Annotated in this window: 12 protein-coding genes; 5 read left to right on the top strand and 7 right to left on the bottom strand. The window is 60.5% G+C overall.

The window, feature by feature from the left end:
• Nucleotides 1-185 precede the first annotated feature (185 nt).
• Nucleotides 186-1,013: a bifunctional allantoicase/(S)-ureidoglycine aminohydrolase gene (locus IE111_RS04225; protein WP_189607255.1), complete on the top strand. Its 828-nt coding sequence runs from the start codon at nucleotides 186-188 to the stop codon at nucleotides 1,011-1,013.
• A 10-nt stretch (nucleotides 1,014-1,023) separates the two neighbouring features.
• On the opposite strand, the gene IE111_RS04230 is transcribed toward IE111_RS04225, so the two are convergent.
• The 4 genes from IE111_RS04230 to IE111_RS04245 all read right to left on the bottom strand — a co-directional run bounded on the left by IE111_RS04230 (nucleotide 1,024) and on the right by IE111_RS04245 (nucleotide 5,815).
• Nucleotides 1,024-2,304 (bottom strand): cyclic di-GMP phosphodiesterase, encoded by a 1,281-nt coding sequence (locus IE111_RS04230; RefSeq protein WP_268245014.1) that lies wholly within the window; start codon nucleotides 2,302-2,304, stop codon nucleotides 1,024-1,026.
• Nucleotides 2,305-2,405: 101 nt separating this feature from the next.
• Entirely contained in the window at nucleotides 2,406-3,584 is a 1,179-nt protein-coding gene (locus IE111_RS04235) for a hypothetical protein (protein WP_189607257.1), read from the bottom strand.
• Nucleotides 3,581-4,807 (bottom strand): hypothetical protein, encoded by a 1,227-nt coding sequence (locus IE111_RS04240; protein ID WP_189607258.1) that lies wholly within the window; start codon nucleotides 4,805-4,807, stop codon nucleotides 3,581-3,583. Before IE111_RS04240 ends, IE111_RS04235 begins: the two co-directional genes overlap by 4 nt.
• A gap of 69 nt (nucleotides 4,808-4,876) precedes the next feature.
• Nucleotides 4,877-5,815, bottom strand: coding sequence for a LysR substrate-binding domain-containing protein (locus IE111_RS04245; protein WP_189607259.1), 939 nt, complete (start codon nucleotides 5,813-5,815; stop codon nucleotides 4,877-4,879).
• Nucleotides 5,816-5,950: 135 nt separating this feature from the next.
• Here IE111_RS04245 and betC point away from each other — a divergent pair, with 135 nt between their 5' ends.
• On the top strand, nucleotides 5,951-7,471 hold the full coding sequence (betC, locus tag IE111_RS04250) for a choline-sulfatase (protein WP_189607260.1): 1,521 nt from the start codon (nucleotides 5,951-5,953) through the stop codon (nucleotides 7,469-7,471).
• A gap of 177 nt (nucleotides 7,472-7,648) precedes the next feature.
• On the opposite strand, the gene IE111_RS04255 is transcribed toward betC, so the two are convergent.
• From IE111_RS04255 to IE111_RS04265, 3 genes are all read right to left on the bottom strand, one after another.
• Nucleotides 7,649-9,442 (bottom strand): sensor domain-containing diguanylate cyclase, encoded by a 1,794-nt coding sequence (locus tag IE111_RS04255; protein WP_189607261.1) that lies wholly within the window; start codon nucleotides 9,440-9,442, stop codon nucleotides 7,649-7,651.
• 110 nt (nucleotides 9,443-9,552) lie between these two features.
• Nucleotides 9,553-10,935, bottom strand: coding sequence for a nucleotide 5'-monophosphate nucleosidase PpnN (gene ppnN / locus IE111_RS04260; RefSeq protein ID WP_189607262.1), 1,383 nt, complete (start codon nucleotides 10,933-10,935; stop codon nucleotides 9,553-9,555).
• An 83-nt stretch (nucleotides 10,936-11,018) separates the two neighbouring features.
• Nucleotides 11,019-11,969, bottom strand: a complete 951-nt coding sequence (locus IE111_RS04265) for a homoserine kinase (RefSeq protein WP_189607263.1) — start codon at nucleotides 11,967-11,969, stop codon at nucleotides 11,019-11,021.
• Nucleotides 11,970-12,120: 151 nt separating this feature from the next.
• Here IE111_RS04265 and polA point away from each other — a divergent pair, with 151 nt between their 5' ends.
• From polA to IE111_RS04280, 3 genes are all read left to right on the top strand, one after another.
• Nucleotides 12,121-14,931, top strand: a complete 2,811-nt coding sequence (gene polA / locus IE111_RS04270; RefSeq protein WP_189607264.1) for a DNA polymerase I — start codon at nucleotides 12,121-12,123, stop codon at nucleotides 14,929-14,931.
• Between the two features lie 246 nt (nucleotides 14,932-15,177).
• Nucleotides 15,178-15,783, top strand: a complete 606-nt coding sequence (locus tag IE111_RS04275; RefSeq protein ID WP_189607265.1) for a porin family protein — start codon at nucleotides 15,178-15,180, stop codon at nucleotides 15,781-15,783.
• Between the two features lie 59 nt (nucleotides 15,784-15,842).
• Nucleotides 15,843-16,553 (top strand): ZIP family metal transporter, encoded by a 711-nt coding sequence (locus IE111_RS04280; protein WP_189607266.1) that lies wholly within the window; start codon nucleotides 15,843-15,845, stop codon nucleotides 16,551-16,553.
• The last annotated feature ends 29 nt before the right edge of the window (nucleotides 16,554-16,582 follow it).

Below are 16,582 nucleotides of genomic sequence, written 5' to 3' on the forward strand. Positions count from 1 at the left end.
GCCCGCAGGGCCGTAATCCAACAACCCCACCCAGGCACTCCCGATCACCCGCTACAAACCACCTTGCAACCCCTCCATCCCGATGCTAACCTTAAAAATTAACCGATCGGTCAAATTTATAGAGCCAACAACAATCCGCGGCGCAAGGCCGCCTACTGCACTATCCATCGACCCGTGGAACCATCATGAACAAGAACCCGTATTACGCTCCAACCGGCGGCCATCCGCCGCAAACCCAACTGCTAACCGACCGCGCGGTCTTTACCGAAGCCTATGCCATTGTACCCAGAGGCGTGCTGCAGGACATCGTGACCAGCAAGCTGCCCTTCTGGGAAAAGACGCGCCTGTGGGTATTGTCCCGGCCGTTGACCGGTTTTTCCGAGACGTTTTCCCAGTACATCGTCGAGGTCGCGCCGGGTGGCGGCAGTGATCGGCCCGAGCTGGATTCCGGCGCCGAAGGTGTGTTGTTCGTGGTCAGCGGAGAACTGACTCTGACTGTCAAAGGTCGAACCCATGTGATGGAAGCGGGCGGTTACGCCTTTCTGCCGCCCGAATGTCGCTGGGAGGTGAAGAACGCGGGCAATGAAAACGTGACCTTTCACTGGATTCGCAAGGCCTATGAATTCGTCGACGGCATCGAGGTGCCCGAACCCTTCGTGACCAACGAACGCGAAGTGGAACCGATCGCCATGCCGGATACCGATGGCGCTTGGGTTACAACCCGATTCGTCGACATGGAAGACCTGCGTCACGACATGCACGTGAACATCGTGACCTTTCAGCCCGGCGGGGTGATTCCTTTCGCCGAGACACACGTTATGGAGCACGGCCTCTACGTGCTGGAAGGCAAGGCGGTGTACCGACTGAACCAGGACTGGGTCGAAGTCGAGGCCGGCGACTACATGTGGTTGCGCGCTTTTTGCCCGCAGGCTTGCTATGCCGGGGGCCCGGGGCCGTTCCGTTATCTGCTGTACAAGGATGTGAACCGTCACATGAAATTGCGGCTGTCCTGACCGGCCGCTTTCAAAGGTGGGCGAGGTCCATTGACGTCCCGATGTAGTCGCTGATGTCGAAGCCGGCCGTACCGTTCGGCACTTCCTGGCGGATCGCGATGGCCTGGTTGGCCGCGTCGGACAGATCCAGCGGCAGTGGCTGTTGGAGCGGAGTCTGCGTCGGGTCGCTCAAGACCAGAACCTTGGGTCTGTGGAAATCCCCGGGGTTGTAGCGGATGACCATGGCCAACTGTCCGGCGCTTAATTCGACCAGCGTACCCACCGAGTAAAAACCGATGAATTTGACAAAGGTCCGGGCCAGGTCGGAATCAAATTGGGTGCCCACGCCCCGGAGGATGATTTTCAAAGCCTGTTCACTGGACTTGGGCTGGCCATAACACCGGGAACTGGTCATGGCATCAAAGGCGTCGGTCAGGGCGACCAGTCGGGCGTAGTAGGGGATTTGAAAACCCGATAGCCCGCGCGGGTAGCCCTGGCCGTCCAGCCGTTCGTGGTGTGAGTGGGCCACATCGACGGCGACCAGGTGGTCGCCTTTGGCCGACATGAGAATATCGCGGCCATGAGTGGTGTGTTCAGCCATGATGTAGGCTTCTTCCCGGGTCAGCCGGCCGGGTTTGTTCAACACCTCCAGCGGTGTCCGACTCTTGCCGACATCGTGCAGCAGACCCGACAGGGCGGCCCGTTCGATCTCCGGTTCGATCAAACCCAGGTACCGTGCGAAGGCGGCGCTCAGAATGCAGACGTTCATGCTGTGTTCGGCGGTGTAACTGTCTTTGTGTTTGATCATGGCGAGGTAGCGCAACGCACTGTCGTTCTGCAGCACGCTGTCGACCACATTTCGCACGACTTCCCGGCATTCGTTGATGTCCAGTTGCCGGCCGATGCGCAGCCCATCCATCATGGCGGTGGCCAGTTGACGTGCCGAGTCGAACGTCATGCGCGACGATTCGACGGCGTCCCGGAAAGAAACCTGGTTCAGATAGCGGACCTTGCGTTTCGGTGTATCGCCCGGGGTGAAACGGGTCGGGGGAGCGTCTTTGTTCTTTGATGTGTCCTTTGATGGCCGTGGATGGACAGGACCTTTCCGATCCGGGCCATGTTCGACTTTCACATCAATGTAGACCTGTCGGCAGTAAGTCCGCAGCTGATGGATGTCTTCCATCGATTGAATGACGAAGCCTTGCAGCAGAAAAGGGGTTTCCTCCCAGGGACGGTCCAGCCGGGTGACCTGCATACCGATTTCCAGGTCAGAAACAGAAACGGCGACTTCTTCTGATTCATATCGGTTCATAGTAGGCAGTGCGGTCCGGTCTCAGGTACGGGCGGGTCGCTCTTGGCAGTCCAAGTATTCAGGATAGCCGAGATTTCACCAAAGTCATCGAACCATCACCATCAGTCGCTCCCCGGCTCGATCCGCCCGGTATCCGCGGCGTCGCCGATACCGATGGCGAATCCCAACAGGTAGCGCCGTTCCCGATCCTGACCGGCGTAGATGCCCTGTTCTTCGGCGTAGGTGGTGGCCGCCAGTTCGACCGCGCGCCACCGCCATATCAGCCCCAGCGTTGGCGCCCCCTGGTAGAGCCCCATGCTGTAGGCCAGGGCGGAGCGTCGATGTTCGAACAATTGCCAGCGGACGCCGACGCGAGTGCGCTTGATCGGATCGTCGTCGATATCGATGTCGTGAAACAGATCGATGTAGTCGGCGCCGATGGTCAGCGAGGTCGGACCGGGCGCGGGCGGATGAAAGGCGATGCCAAGGCTGGTGGTTTGCGGAATCCAACCGGCGTCTCCGAAATCGAGCCCACCCAGGTTTTGGGTTACCAGTCCGAGTCGGCCCTGTCGCAGGTAGGGCAGGTCTAAGGAAAACTGCAGGCCCAGATCGATGCTCTTCGCATTTCCGTGACTGTACAGATCCTCGAAATCCGGGTTGTCACGGGCGATTTCGACCAGTTCGCGCGGTGTGTAGCTGTCCGCGATGCGGTCCCGATGAATCGACTTCGCCGCGAGCCCCCAATGCCAGTCGCCGGTTTCCACGGCGGTGCCGAAGACGATGCCTTCCAGCCGCCGGGCATGGACCGTCAGAACGCCATCGGTACCGAATCCCTGATGGGGTTTGGCGTCGAAGCGTTCACTGTTCAGGCGCGTGAGTGTGAACGCCATCGGGATGTCCCGGTAGCGGCCGCGCCAGTGGACGCTCGACAAGGCGGACCACTGGGCGTGGATGTTGCGGCCGCGATAGTCGTCCATGACATCGAACAGCGCCTGGCGCTGGGCGTCCTCGTCCGATATCGACAGGGCTGTGTCCAGATCCCGCAGGAAGTCGTAAGTCCGGGTCGTAGTGCCCGCCGAAGGCGCCCAGGGCACGAACTGCCAGCCATCGGGCAGGCGAGCAAGGCCCGCCGGGTTTGAAAAAACCGACGTCGGATGCCCGCCGATCGCGAGGTCCACACCGCCCAGGCCCATGCTTCGTGGCGAGCGATAGATGTAGGGATACTCCGACACGGCGGCCGGTGTGGAGGCGCCGAACAGGCAGAGTGTCGCGAACAGGCCGAGGCGCATACGAACCTTCATTGCTCGAAATAGGCCTCCAGCGCCGATTGTCTGACCAGGGTGGCGCCGTCTTCGCGCAAATCGCACGCTTCGGGCGTACCTTCGGCCGGTTCACACAGGCTCTGGCGGGTGCTTTCCAGGCGTTGCGCCACCCGGTCGGATTCGACATTGGGCAGCACGAACAACATCAATTCCGCCTCACGGTTCAACGGCGACAGCAGGGTATTACTGAGGGTCAGTAAATCGGTGCCATCCGCGCGCGGGATCGGGCAGGGCCAGCATCCCGATCCCGGAGCGGCGGCCGAGCACCGGTCGCGAACATCCCGGCGGCAATAACCGTCGGTGACGGCCATCGACGGGTCGCTGCCCGGAACGATAAAGCGGTAACGGACACGCGATTCCCGGCCGGTGCAGGCGGGGCCCGGTTCAATGATGACCCGAACCGGCGACAGGGCACCAAAAACCTGGCCGTCGATTTCGAACTGAACCTCGGAAACATCCGTCAAACGTTCCCAACGGACCTCTCCGGTCACCGAAGACCCCGGTACGCAGACATCGCCGGTACTGTTGTCCTCGCCGATGGCGGTCAGCGCGCAGGCCGTCACCTGGGCGCCGTCGATCACACCGCTGTTGTTCAGGTCCGTTTCGCAGGTCAGGGCGTCGTCGTCCTGCCAGGCCGGTGCTTCCTGGCCGAGCATCAGGGTCAGGGCTTTGGCGAAGCGGGCCGGAGCGAACAGCCCGGCGAGGAAGCAGGCGTCCTTTTCGGTGTCCGACAGCTGATCGATGTTGCCCGGCAGACAGGCCTGCTGCAGAAGACTGGCACCGTCACCGTTGTTTTTCGATACCACCGACTGGTGTGACAGCAAGGACAAATCCAGATCCCGCAGTGCTCCAGGAGAGACGCCCAGACTGCCCAGCCGACGGATGAAGCGCAGATCCGGATTGTCTTCGTCGGGCAGCGGTTCGGACAACACCACCTCGATCAGGTCGGTCAATTCATAGCCCGCCCGACCGATGTAGGCCGCGGCGCGGTTCAACGCCCGGCCCTCCTGGCTCATGCCGCGCCGACATTCTGGGGAATCGATCTGTTCGAGAGCCTGTTGCCACTGGCCGGTATCCATTGACCGGCTGACCTCATGGGCACAGGCCTGGGCGCCCGGTTGACTGGAGTGACAGGCGATCAGCAGCATCGGAAGTGTGCCGATCAGCAGCCACCGAACAGCGGGCTGGATGAATCTGTTCATGGCTTAAGCATCGTTAACACCGCCTTATCGTCGGATATGGAGCTGGGTATCGGGGCTTTCGGCTTTTTTTCAATCAGGGTTCAGACTTTGTTCCAGCGATTGTTCGCGTTGCGTGGCCTCCCCTTCCTGAATCAACCAATCGATAAATTGCGAGACCTGGGGAGACAGAGATCGATTGGACGGGAAAACAATCTGGTAACCCCGGTCGGATTGAACGGCCTTGTCTGACAATGCCAGCAAACTGTGGTTTTCCAGCAGGGGTTCGACAAAAGGCGACCAGCCAATGGACACACCCTGACCGGAGAGAGCCGCCTGCAGCAACAGAGTGTAGTTGTTGAATATCAATTCGGGTTCGCCGGGGACAGCTGGAAGATCGAGGGCTGTGAACAGCCGTTGCCAATCGAACCAGGGTGGGTGGTCCTCGGCTTCCAACTCCAGCAGCGGAAGCTGCCACCAGTGCTCGATATCCGGGTGTCGCTCCAACAAGGCGGGACTGCACACCGGGACCACGACTTCGGGAAACAACAACCGCGTCGGCTCGGACATGGTGAAGCCGTTGCCGAACAACAGCCCGATATCGACGTCGCCCTCGTCGGGGCTGACCGAGTGTTGTGCCGTAACCAGCCGGACATCCAGTTCGGGATGGTGCTGTCGGAAATGGCGCAAACGCGGCAGCAGCCAATAGGTACCCAGCGCATAGTCGGCGGACAGGGTGATGCATTGATGCCGCCTTGGTTGCCGGGCCCGACGGTATCCCTCGGTCAGAATGCCCAACCCTTCGGATGCCCACCGAGCCACCTCATTGCCGGCCCGGGTCAATTGGACACCCCGATGTACCCGCTGGAACAGGGGCGTACCGAGTTCGACCTCCAACTGTTTGATGTGTTGACTGATGGCCGACTGAGTACTGCCCAGTTCACGGGCCGCCGCCGTGAAGGATCCCAGCCGGGCGGCGGATTCGAACGCTTGAAGGCGAGGCAGTGGCGGTAGCGGATCGGAACTTGCCATTAGTAACACTGATGTTGTCTATAAGTGAAAGCTCAGTTTACACCCTGGCTGAGCAGGATCACCATGAAAACAACTTTGGAAACTATTAATTCTGTTAATCGCAGACCGTGCGATCCCAAGAAGGTGTTTTCGATCATGTCCGATGCCCGACCCAACATACTGTTCATCATGGCCGATCAAATGGCGGCATCTGTGCTGCCCATCTACGGTGGTCAGGTGGTTAAAAGCCCGCATCTGAACGCGCTTGCCGATGGCGGTGTGGTCTTCGATTCCGCGTATTGCAACAGCCCGCTGTGCGCGCCATCCCGGTTCGTGCTGATGACCGGTCGCCTGCCGTCCGTCATCGGTGCCTACGATAATGCGGCTGAATTAAGAGCGGATACGCCCACCTTCGCCCATTATTTGCGCAATCTGGGTTACCACACGGCCCTGTCGGGCAAGATGCATTTCTGCGGACCCGACCAGTTGCACGGTTTCGAGCATCGGTTGACCAGCGACATCTACCCTGCCGATTTCGGCTGGTCGGTGAACTGGGACGACCCCGCGGAAAGGCCTACCTGGTATCACGACATGTCTTCTGTCGTGCAAGCCGGCCCCGCCGTGCGCACCAACCAACTGGACTACGACGATGAAGTGGTGTTTCACGCTCAGCGCTATCTGCATGACCGGGCCCGCAGCGAGGACGGTCGACCTTTCTGTCTGACGGTGTCGATGACACACCCGCATGATCCGTATGCCATCCCGGAAGAATATTGGAATCGCTATCAGGACGACGAGATCGATTTGCCGAGCCTTGACTGGGAAGAGGTTGAACAGGACCCGCATTCGACTCGCCTGCGGTCCGTTTACCAGGCCGATGTCACCCACTTGACCGAGGCTCAGGTTCGCAATGCCCGCCGTGCCTATTACGGGGCCATCAGTTACGTCGACGACCAGATCGGGCGACTGCGGGACACCCTGAAAGCCACCGGTCTGGATAAAAACACCATCATCGTATTCTCCGGAGACCATGGCGATATGCTGGGAGAACGCGGTCTCTGGTACAAGATGAGCTGGTTCGAAGGCTCGGCACGAGTGCCCCTGATCGTGCATGCGCCCGATCGTTTCCGCCCGCACCGGGTCTCCCGGAGTGTGTCGACGATGGATCTGCTGCCGACCTTCCTGGATCTGGTCGACGGACCCAGTGACGACCGCTACGCCACGAAGATCGAGGGGTGTAGCCTGCTGCTGCACCTGCGGGGCGATGGCGGTCATGATGAAGTCATTGGCGAGTACATGGGTGAGGGGGCCCGGGCGCCGATCGTCATGATCCGGCGTGGCGACTACAAGTTCATCCATGCCCCCGGCGATCCGGATCAACTGTTTAACCTGGCTGAAGACCCCACCGAACGATCCAACCTGGCGCGGGATCCGGCGCATGCGGACCGTCTGGCACAGTTCAGGCAGGAGATCGCGGAGGGCTGGGACCTGGACGCCATTCACCAATCCGTACTCAACAGTCAGAGAAGTCGCCGCCTGGTGGCGTCGGCACTGTCGAAGGGCGAAGTCACATCCTGGGATCACCAACCCATGGTCGATGCCAGCCGACAATACATGCGAAACACCCTGGATCTGGGCGATCTGGAACGACGGGCGCGATATCCGCGAGTCGAATAACGCACCAATAATAACAACGGACAAGAGGATAAAACGATGATTGTGCTGAAACGAACTTTCGGTTGGACGGTGTGAAAACCGTTGACGGAGAGGTCGGTTTAGCGGCGGTTCAGCAGTATCTGCGGTAACCCGGCTCGAGCGCATGGACACTGGGCATGGTGAGGTGTGGATGATCGCTCAAGCGGTCACCACCTCGCCACAAACGCGGTTTCGGCCGCCGGTCTTGGCCTGGTACAGCCATTGGTCGGCCTGTCGAAAGGCCGAACTCAAAGGCTGGTCCGGTTCGGCGCGCGACCAACCGATGCTGACCGTGAGCTGTACGCTTGGTAGTTGGGCGAAGCGGAGATCTTCGATGGTATCCCGGATGGTTTCCAGCAACCGCGCGAACTCGGCTTCGGACAATTCGTAACCGACCAGGGCGAATTCCTCGCCGCCGAGCCGGCCGGCCAGCAGATTACTGGTTGCGCGGGGAGGTACGCTGAATTCAGCCAGGGTGCGGGCCATTGTTGTCAGCACTTCGTCGCCCGCGTCGTGACCGAATCGGTCGTTGATCGATTTGAAATGATCCAGATCGAGAATGGCGACAAACAGATCCCCGCCGATCTCGACCATCAGACGGTGGTGCACATCGCCGAAATCGTCCAATTGGCGGCGATTGGGCAGACCGGTCAGCGGGTCGGTCAGTGCCAGTTGATTCAGGCGCCGGTTGCTTTCCTCCAACTGAGCGGTTCGGCGCTCCACTTCCTGCTCCAACCGATTGGCCTGTTCCTGTTTCAGTTGCAGTGTTTCCTGTTCCAGCGCCTGACGCCGGATGACTGAGTCGCGGATGTTGAGCGCGATGATGAAGGACAGCAGCATCGAGGTGACGGCCATACCAGTCAGCAACAGGCTGATCAGGGGCTGGCCGTAGGGCACCCAACCGAAGGCGCTCAGTGCCAATGCCGAGGCGCCGAACAACATCGGCGTCCACGCCAGGGCGAACCATTTGGCTCGGCGGGATCCCTCCCGGATTTCCAGCGTCAGCATGGCGACGATCAGCACGAGCAGAACCAGGGTCCACCGCACCGGAAAGGCCATCAAGGTGGTGCGTTCCGCAAAGGCCGCCAATGCGGCACCGATGACAACCAGGGCCGCCAGCATGCCTTTCATTAACGCGTGTAATCGAGGCGGGCGTTTATCCGTTCCCAGCATGGTCAGCGTCATCAGCCCCAGGGTGAACACCAGGGCATACAGGGTGATCGCCGATACGGGTGCGTTCCATTCCGGATGGTTCGGCCAGCCGTAGCGGTTGCCATAGCCAAAAATCAGCATGAAGAAAAACGCCTGGACGGCGGCGAACACGGCGAAGGCCAAATAGGCGCGTACCCGGGTGGCGAAAAACAGCAGTACGCAGTAAACCACCAGGGTGATCATCAACCCGAAATACAGCATGTCCCGATAGCTGATGTTGAGTGCCCGCTCCATGAAAGCCGAGGGTTGCCACAGGGTGGTCGGCAGGTGCAGCAGGGTGCTTCGAATCCAGGCCCGGACGGGCACGGTTTCGCCCGGTTCCAACGTGACCGGGAAAACAAAGCCGGTGTGCGGAATCGGGCGACTGTCGAACGGCAGGTCCTCGCCGGTAAGCCAGGATCTTTCACCGACCGACAGCCACAGGTGATTGAGAAAGGAGGCGTCGATGGCGAGCCAGAGGCGCTCGGTATTTGTGGTGGTGTTGAGCAGGTTGAAACGCAGATGCAAGACCTGGCCCGGCGGCTGGTACCCATCGGTGTCGAGGTCGGACAGGGGCTGCCAGTCGGCTTCGGGATCCGACTGTGTCTGAAAGGAATAATAGCCCTCGATGACGCCGTCGACATCCAGCCGCTGCTCACCGGACCAGACGGCGGTGTCCGCCGAGACCGGAAAAGCGACCGCGCACGTCAGCAACAGCGCCATACCAACGGTGATAAACGGCTTGATCGATGCAGGCAGCACGATGGTGTGGGTACCCCGTTCCGAGCGTTACAACAGTCGCGGTGGGGTGAATCCTCCGCAGGCTCACTCTCTGCCCACAGTGTAGTCCAAGTCATCGACCGCCGCTTGATTCACCGTTTCAATCGGTAACAGGGCACATATTCGGTGCCGGGCAGCTTCATCCGGTGCTGTTTGACGAAGGCCTGCAGCAGTTCATCCAGCGGCCCCAGAATATCGGTCTCGCCGCGGATTTCGTAGGGGCCGTGCTCCTCGATGAGGCGGATACCCTGTTCCTTGACGTTCCCGGCGACAATGCCGCTGAAGGCCCGGCGCAGGTTGGCGGCCAGCAAGTGCACCGGCATGTCCTTGCGCAACGCCAGTTTGGCCATGTTGGCGTGGGTCGGTTCGAACGGGTTCTGGTATTCCATATCGACATGGAGCTGCCAGTTGAAGTGATAGGCGTCCGCCTTGGCGCGGCGAAAGGCGCGCACTTCGTGAATCCCCTTGACCATCTCGCGCGCGGCCTCGGCGTGGTCGCCGACGATGATGCGATAGCGTTTCTGTGCCTCGCTGCCGAGGGTGGCGCTGATAAACCGGTTCAACTGGTTAAAGTAGGGTTCGGCCGACTTGGGTCCGGTCAGGATCAGCGGGAAGGGCAGGTCGGCATTTTCCGGGTGCAGCAGAATACCCAGCAGGTACAGCAGTTCCTCGGCCGTGCCGGCGCCGCCGGGAAAGATCATGATGCCGTGCCCGACGCGCACGAAGGCTTCCAGGCGTTTCTCGATGTCCGGCAGGATCACCAGTTCGTTGACGATGGGGTTCGGCGCCTCGGCGGCGATGATGCCCGGTTCGGTCAACCCCAGATAGCGGGCGTGACGAACGCGTTGCTTGGCATGGGCGATGGTGGCGCCTTTCATCGGGCCTTTCATCACGCCCGGGCCGCAACCGGTGCAAATGTCCATGCCGCGCAGCCCCAGCTCATGCCCGACGTCCTTGGAATATTCGTACTCCTCATGACCGATGGAGTGGCCGCCCCAGCACACCACCATGCGCGGTTCCTGGGCGGGTACCAGGGAGCGGGCGTTGCGCAGCAGATGAAAGACGTAATCGGTGATCCCTTCGCCCGAGTCGAGCTTGACGCGTTTGCTCTTCAGTTCGCTCTCGGTGTAGACGATGTCGCGCAGTGCCGAGAACAGCATTTCCCGGGTGGAGGCGATCATTTCCCCGTCGACGAAGGCATCGGCCGGGGCGTTGAACAGGTTCAGGCGGATGCCTCGATCCTGCTGGACGATGTCGATGCGGAAATCCGGATAGGTTTCCAGGATGGCCTTGGCGTTGTCGGTGCCCGAACCGGTGTTCAGAATCGCCAGCGCGCAACTGCGAAAGAGGTCGTAAAGGCCATTCTCGCTGACCGACTTCAACTTCTGCACTTCCAGTTGGGACAGGACTTCCAGGCTGCCCTTGGGGGAAACGGACGCGTTGACGGTGGCGGGTTTGGTAAAAGCTTTGTTCATAGTATCGGTAACCTGTACAGATGGCCCGACCCCCCTTGGGACTGGGTTGATCGGATAAAAATAAAGAGGCCGGATGTATCAGCTTAGCTGTTTTTCAGTATCCGACCGAATTCTGTTCGCCGTTCCAGGCTCTGGCGGGTCAGGGTTTTCATGGCATCGGGATCTTTGATGGTGACACCGTCCTGGGGTGGATTGTCGCGCACGGCCAGAGCCCGGCTGAGCCAGAAACGCGTGGCGGCCTGGACCGTAAGCGCCGGTATGGCGGTGATTTCCGCCACTTTCAAGGCGCGGTGGCTGTGGTAGTGCGCGACAAAATCCGCACAGCGGTCGAGGTCGACACCGCCGTCTTCGCCCAGGCACCAGTCGATCAGGCACACGGCGATGTCCAGCGCATAGAGATCCTGACCTGCGAAATACCAGTCGATGATCCCGGCCAGATGGTCGCCTTCGAATAGGGCATTGTCGTGAAAGAGGTCGGCGTGAATCACACCCCGGGGCAGTGAACGGTCGATTCCGGCCAGGCAGTCCAGCGCCTCGTCGAGCAAGCGCCGGTCTTCGTCCGGGAGGCCCGCTGTCAGCTCGCGCGCCGTGCGCTCGATCCAGTCGATGCCGTGGCTGTGAGGTCGGCGTCCGTCGAACCGGGCGGTACTGCGGTGAATATCCGCCAGGGCTTCGGCCAGGATTCGGGCGTGAGCGGGTGTCGGTTGCTCATGCCGGCCCTGGACGCATTCGAACAGAACCGCCGGTTTGTTCTTCACCGAGATCAGGAAGTCCCCGTCCCGGGTGCGAAACGGCTGTGGAACGGCACATCGGTCGTCGTGCAGGTGCTCGCCCAGCGCGAGGAAGAAGGGCAGCTCTTCCGGAGCGTGTTTCTCGAACAGCGTCAAAACGAAGCGATTCTGGTCGGTATCGACAAAGAAATTGGTGTTTTCGGTCCCGGCGCTGATGCCCTGATGGTCGCGGTAGGCGCCCAGATCGTAGTGGCACAGCAGGGACTCGATGTCGGCGCGGGATAATTCGGTGAATACAGACATGCCAGGGGTGTTCGGTGAATGGGACGGGGAGTATAAACCGGGCGCTCGGCCGGAGCCATGGGGCGGACCTGAATTGTCGCGAATCGAGTAGGGCAGAAGTGGTCCATCTCTCATGTTAAGATTTCGGCATTTCTTGTAAGGAACCGGATTCATGGCAGACACCCAGCCCAAACCCGTCGTCCTGGTGGACGGGTCCTCCTACCTGTTCAGGGCCTTTCACGCACTGCCGCCCCTGACCAATTCGGCCGGGCAACAGACCGGCGCCGTCAAGGGCGTGATATCCATGCTGCGTAAACTGGCGGCCGATTACCCGGACAGCCACATCGCCGTGGTGTTCGACGCCAAGGGGCCCACTTTTCGCAACGAGATCTACGACCAGTACAAGGCCAACCGGCCGCCGATGCCGGACGAATTGCGCGAGCAGATCGAGCCGATCCATACCATCGTCAAGGCCATGGGGCTGCCGCTGCTGTCGATTCCCGGCGTCGAGGCCGACGATGTCATCGGCACCCTGGCCAATCAGGCGACACACAGCGGGCAGGAGTGCCTGATCAGCACCGGCGATAAGGACATGGCGCAGTTGGTGAGTCCTCACGTCACGCTGATGGACACCATGAAGAACGAGACGCTGGATGTCAGCGGCGTCGAGAAAAAATACGGTTTCCCGCCGGAGCTCATGGTCGACTATCTGGCGCTGATGGGCGACAAGGTCGACAACATTCCCGGCGTGCCGGGTGTCGGCCAGAAGACCGCGCTGGCGTTGATCCAGGGGCTGGGCGGGCTCGACGACATCTACGCCAATCTGGACAAGATCAAGGACCTTGAGTTTCGTGGCGCCAAGACCATGGCCAAGAAACTCGAGGAACACCGCGAGCAGGCCTACCTGAGTCATGAACTGGCGACCATCAAGCTCGATGTCGAACTGGACTTCAAGGTCGATGAACTGGTACCGACCGATCCCGATCAGGACGCTTTACTGGGGCTCTACCAGCAGTTGGAGTTCAAGACCTGGATTCGTGAACTGACCGGCGAGGACAACGGCAATGGCAAGGCTGTGGCCGCGAAGTCCGGCGGCGATCGGGACCAGGGCGGGCAGGGCGAGGTGCGGCCGGTCCTGGTGAAGCCCGAGACCACCGATTACCGGGTGGTGAGAACGGCCAAGGATCTGGAGTCCTTCCTGGCCCGGGCCGACAAGGCAGGCCGACTGACGATACTGCCGGTGCGCGAGATCGGTCACTACCACCAGTCCGATCTGGTCGGGGTGGCGCTCGCTTTGGAGCCGGGCGTGGGCGCCTATGTCCCGCTCATCACCGAACAGGGCGATACACTGACCGAGAACGAACTCTGGCAGGCGCTGGCGCCGAGGCTGGCCACTTATGCGGTGCGAAAGAGCGGCTATGACTTTAAAGCCCTCTGGCACATTCTGCTACCGCGTGACCACAAGGCCGCGCATCTGGGGCGCGACACCCTGCTGATGGCCTTTGTCTACGACAGCACGGTGCGGCGCGACACCCGGTTGAGCAATCACTTCGGCCCCCTGTCGCTGGACAACCTGTTTCGCCATTATCTGGAAGAAGACCCGAAAACCATCGAGGATTTTCTCGGCAAATTCGGCAAGCGCCAATTGCCGATCCAGAGCGCCGATCCGGCCGAGATCGGCCCCTGGTTCGCCGAGCGGGCCGACCTGACCGGTCGCCTTGCCGATTGGCTGGAACAGGGGCTCGCCTCGCGCGGGCTGACCGGCGTCTACGAGCACATCGAAAAACCCCTGATCAAGGTCCTGGCCGAGGTTGAGGAAAACGGCACGCTGCTCGACGTGCCCTACATCCGCCAGTTGAGTCACGACTTCAAGCAACGCATGGACGCCCTGGTCAGCCAATGCCATGAACAGGCCGGCACCGAGTTCAACCTGGGTTCCCCCAAGCAACTCGGCGAAGTGCTGTTCACCAAGCTGGGTCTGCCGGTGGTGTCCAAAACCGCGAGCGGCGCGCCGTCCACCAACGAGGACGTACTGACCGAACTCGCCGAGCAGGGGCACGACCTGCCCAAACTGATTCTGCAGTACCGACACCTGAGCAAGTTGGTGGGCACTTACACCGACCCGTTGCCGGATCTCGTCGAAGACGGCACCGGTCGCCTGCACACCAGCTACAACCAGACCGGAGCCCAGACCGGCCGATTGTCGTCGACCGACCCCAACCTGCAGAACATCCCGATCCGTTCCGACGAGGGGCGCTCCATTCGGCGCGCTTTTGTCGCACCCAAAGGGTACAAGGTGGTCGCGGCGGACTATTCGCAGATCGAATTGCGCATCATGACGCACCTGTCCCAGGACGCGAACCTGATCAAGGCCTTCCGGGAAGGGCGAGACATTCACCGCGCCACCGCCGCCGAAGTGATGGGCATCGAAGAAGACAAGGTCACCTCCGAACAGCGCCGATCGGCCAAGGCGATCAACTTCGGCCTGATCTACGGCATGTCCGCCTATGGTCTGGCCCGGCAACTGGGCATCAGCCGAACCGATGCCCAGACCTATGTCGACACCTACTTCGAACGCTACCCGGGCGTGCGTCGCTACATGGACGAGACCCGCGCCGAAGCCGCCGAGACCGGCTACGTCGAGACCCTGTACGGCCGTCGCCTCTACCTGCCGGACATCAAGGCCGGCAAGCAGATGCTGCGCCGCGCCGCCGAGCGCACCGCGATCAACGCGCCGATGCAGGGAACGGCCGCGGACATCATCAAGATGGCGATGGTCGATGTCGCCAACTGGCTGCACAAGAGCCGCTACCGGGCCCGGATGGTGATGCAGGTGCACGACGAACTGGTCTTTGAAGTCCATGAAGACGACCTGGACAAGGTGACCGAGGGCATCCGTTTCCGGATGCAGCATTGCGCCAGCATGGACGTCCCGCTGATCGTCGACATCGGCGTCGGGGATTCCTGGGAATCGGCGCACTGAATAGTGCAGCGCGCACCCGATGACCGGATCATCGAGGTGTGCGCTGTTGGTAGACAATCTCTATACGAAGAGGGTGACGCATCCTTTACCGCGGATACAATCCGACTACCCATCCGATCTATTGACCCCGACCTCCCCGCATTACGCTTGAACTGCGTTACACGATTACGCAAACGGCTCGCGACACGGGCTTGTACAGCCGTGGCGGCCAACCCTTTTTCAAGATCCGTAAAGGAGGCATGCACCATGACTTCATTCAACCGGGAAGTATTTTGCACGCTGTCAGTTGTATCCATTTCCGCCGCCGCCATTGTTTATTCCGGTTCGGCCATGGCCGAATCCGGGAACAGTATGCGCGACCACCTCGAACCTCATGCCTACGTCGGCGCGAGTTACGGTTTTTTCCGTTCTCGCGGCGGTGAATTCGAAGATGAAGACGATGTCTGGGGCGCCAACGCGGGTGTCATGTTAAACCAGTACCTCGGCGTTGAAGGGTCCTATGAAAATTTTGGCCGCTACGGCAACGACAATGCATCGGCGGAAGTCGACGGCTTCGGTGTTTCGGCCATCGGTTCCATTCCCGTCATGGAAAACCTGAATCTGTACGGCAAATTCGGCAAGTTCTATTCGAATGTGGACGTGGAAGTGGGCAGTTACGAGAACACCTACGAGGACGATCAGTTTTTCTATGGTGCCGGGGCGGAGATTGCCGTCTCCGATCCGTTGCGGTTGACGGTTGAGTACGATCGTTACAAAGTGGGCGTCAATGAAGACGACGACCTTCCCGAAGATTTCGAGAATTCCGACAACGATGTCGATACGTTGAAAGCCGGGGCCCGCTACCGGTTTTAAAGCCATTGAAGGTGTCTGATTTCCGGGACCGGTCCACAGCGACGATAGGCATGCACGACATGAGCTCACTGGTCCTGATATTAGTGGCCGCCTGGCTCTCGGGCCTGACGGCCTTTTTGGGTGGGCTTGCCGCCTGGTTGGAACCCTCGCGCGAGACCCGGCTGAAACGGGAAATCACCCACGGTATCATCGCCTTTGGTGGCGGTATTCTGGTGGCGTCGGTTGCGTTTGCGCTCACGCCGGAAGGGATCAAGGATTTATCGCCGTTGGTGCTCGCGGCCGTCTTCTTGTTGGGTGGCGGCGTATTCTGTGTGCTCGACATTCAACTGGCGCGTCGTAAGGGATCCGTCGCCCAGCTCATGGCCATGATTATGGACTTTGTGCCCGAAGCCATCAGCCTGGGTGCCGTATTCGGGTACAACCCTCAACTGGGGTTGTTGTTGGCCCTGATGATCGGTATTCAGAATCTGCCGGAAGGCTACAACAGCTACCGGGAGTTGCGGGGACACCACTTCCGCAAGAGCGCCATTTTGATATCGCTGTTCGCCATCAGTTTTCTTGGCCCGCTGTCCGCCAGTCTGGGATACTTCCTGCTGCAGGACCGATCCAGCATCACCGCCAGCATTATGGTATTCGCCGCCGGCGGTATTCTCTATCTCATCTTTCAGGACATCGCTCCCCAGGCTCGCATGCATCGGCATTGGACACCGCCTTTGGGGGCTGTGGTCGGTTTCATGGTCGGCATGTTGTGTCATCAGTGGGTGCTTTGATCCATACACTCAGCCGGTCCGAAGACCGG

The organism is Saccharospirillum salsuginis (assembly GCF_014651855.1).
Lineage (GTDB): Bacteria > Pseudomonadota > Gammaproteobacteria > Pseudomonadales > Natronospirillaceae > Saccharospirillum > Saccharospirillum salsuginis.

Excerpts from the sequence above, each read along its gene's own strand:
- IE111_RS04240 (WP_189607258.1), bottom strand. The coding sequence starts at position 4,807 with ATGAACAGATTCATCCAGCCCGCTGTTCGGTGGCTGCTGATCGGCACA.
- IE111_RS04265 (WP_189607263.1), bottom strand. The coding sequence starts at position 11,969 with ATGTCTGTATTCACCGAATTATCCCGCGCCGACATCGAGTCCCTGCTG.
- IE111_RS04280 (WP_189607266.1), top strand. The coding sequence starts at position 15,843 with ATGAGCTCACTGGTCCTGATATTAGTGGCCGCCTGGCTCTCGGGCCTG.
- IE111_RS04230 (WP_268245014.1), bottom strand. The coding sequence starts at position 2,304 with ATGAACCGATATGAATCAGAAGAAGTCGCCGTTTCTGTTTCTGACCTG.
- betC (WP_189607260.1), top strand. The coding sequence starts at position 5,951 with ATGTCCGATGCCCGACCCAACATACTGTTCATCATGGCCGATCAAATG.
- ppnN (WP_189607262.1), bottom strand. The coding sequence starts at position 10,935 with ATGAACAAAGCTTTTACCAAACCCGCCACCGTCAACGCGTCCGTTTCC.
- IE111_RS04235 (WP_189607257.1), bottom strand. The coding sequence starts at position 3,584 with ATGAAGGTTCGTATGCGCCTCGGCCTGTTCGCGACACTCTGCCTGTTC.
- IE111_RS04225 (WP_189607255.1), top strand. The coding sequence starts at position 186 with ATGAACAAGAACCCGTATTACGCTCCAACCGGCGGCCATCCGCCGCAA.
- IE111_RS04245 (WP_189607259.1), bottom strand. The coding sequence starts at position 5,815 with ATGGCAAGTTCCGATCCGCTACCGCCACTGCCTCGCCTTCAAGCGTTC.
- IE111_RS04275 (WP_189607265.1), top strand. The coding sequence starts at position 15,178 with ATGACTTCATTCAACCGGGAAGTATTTTGCACGCTGTCAGTTGTATCC.
- polA (WP_189607264.1), top strand. The coding sequence starts at position 12,121 with ATGGCAGACACCCAGCCCAAACCCGTCGTCCTGGTGGACGGGTCCTCC.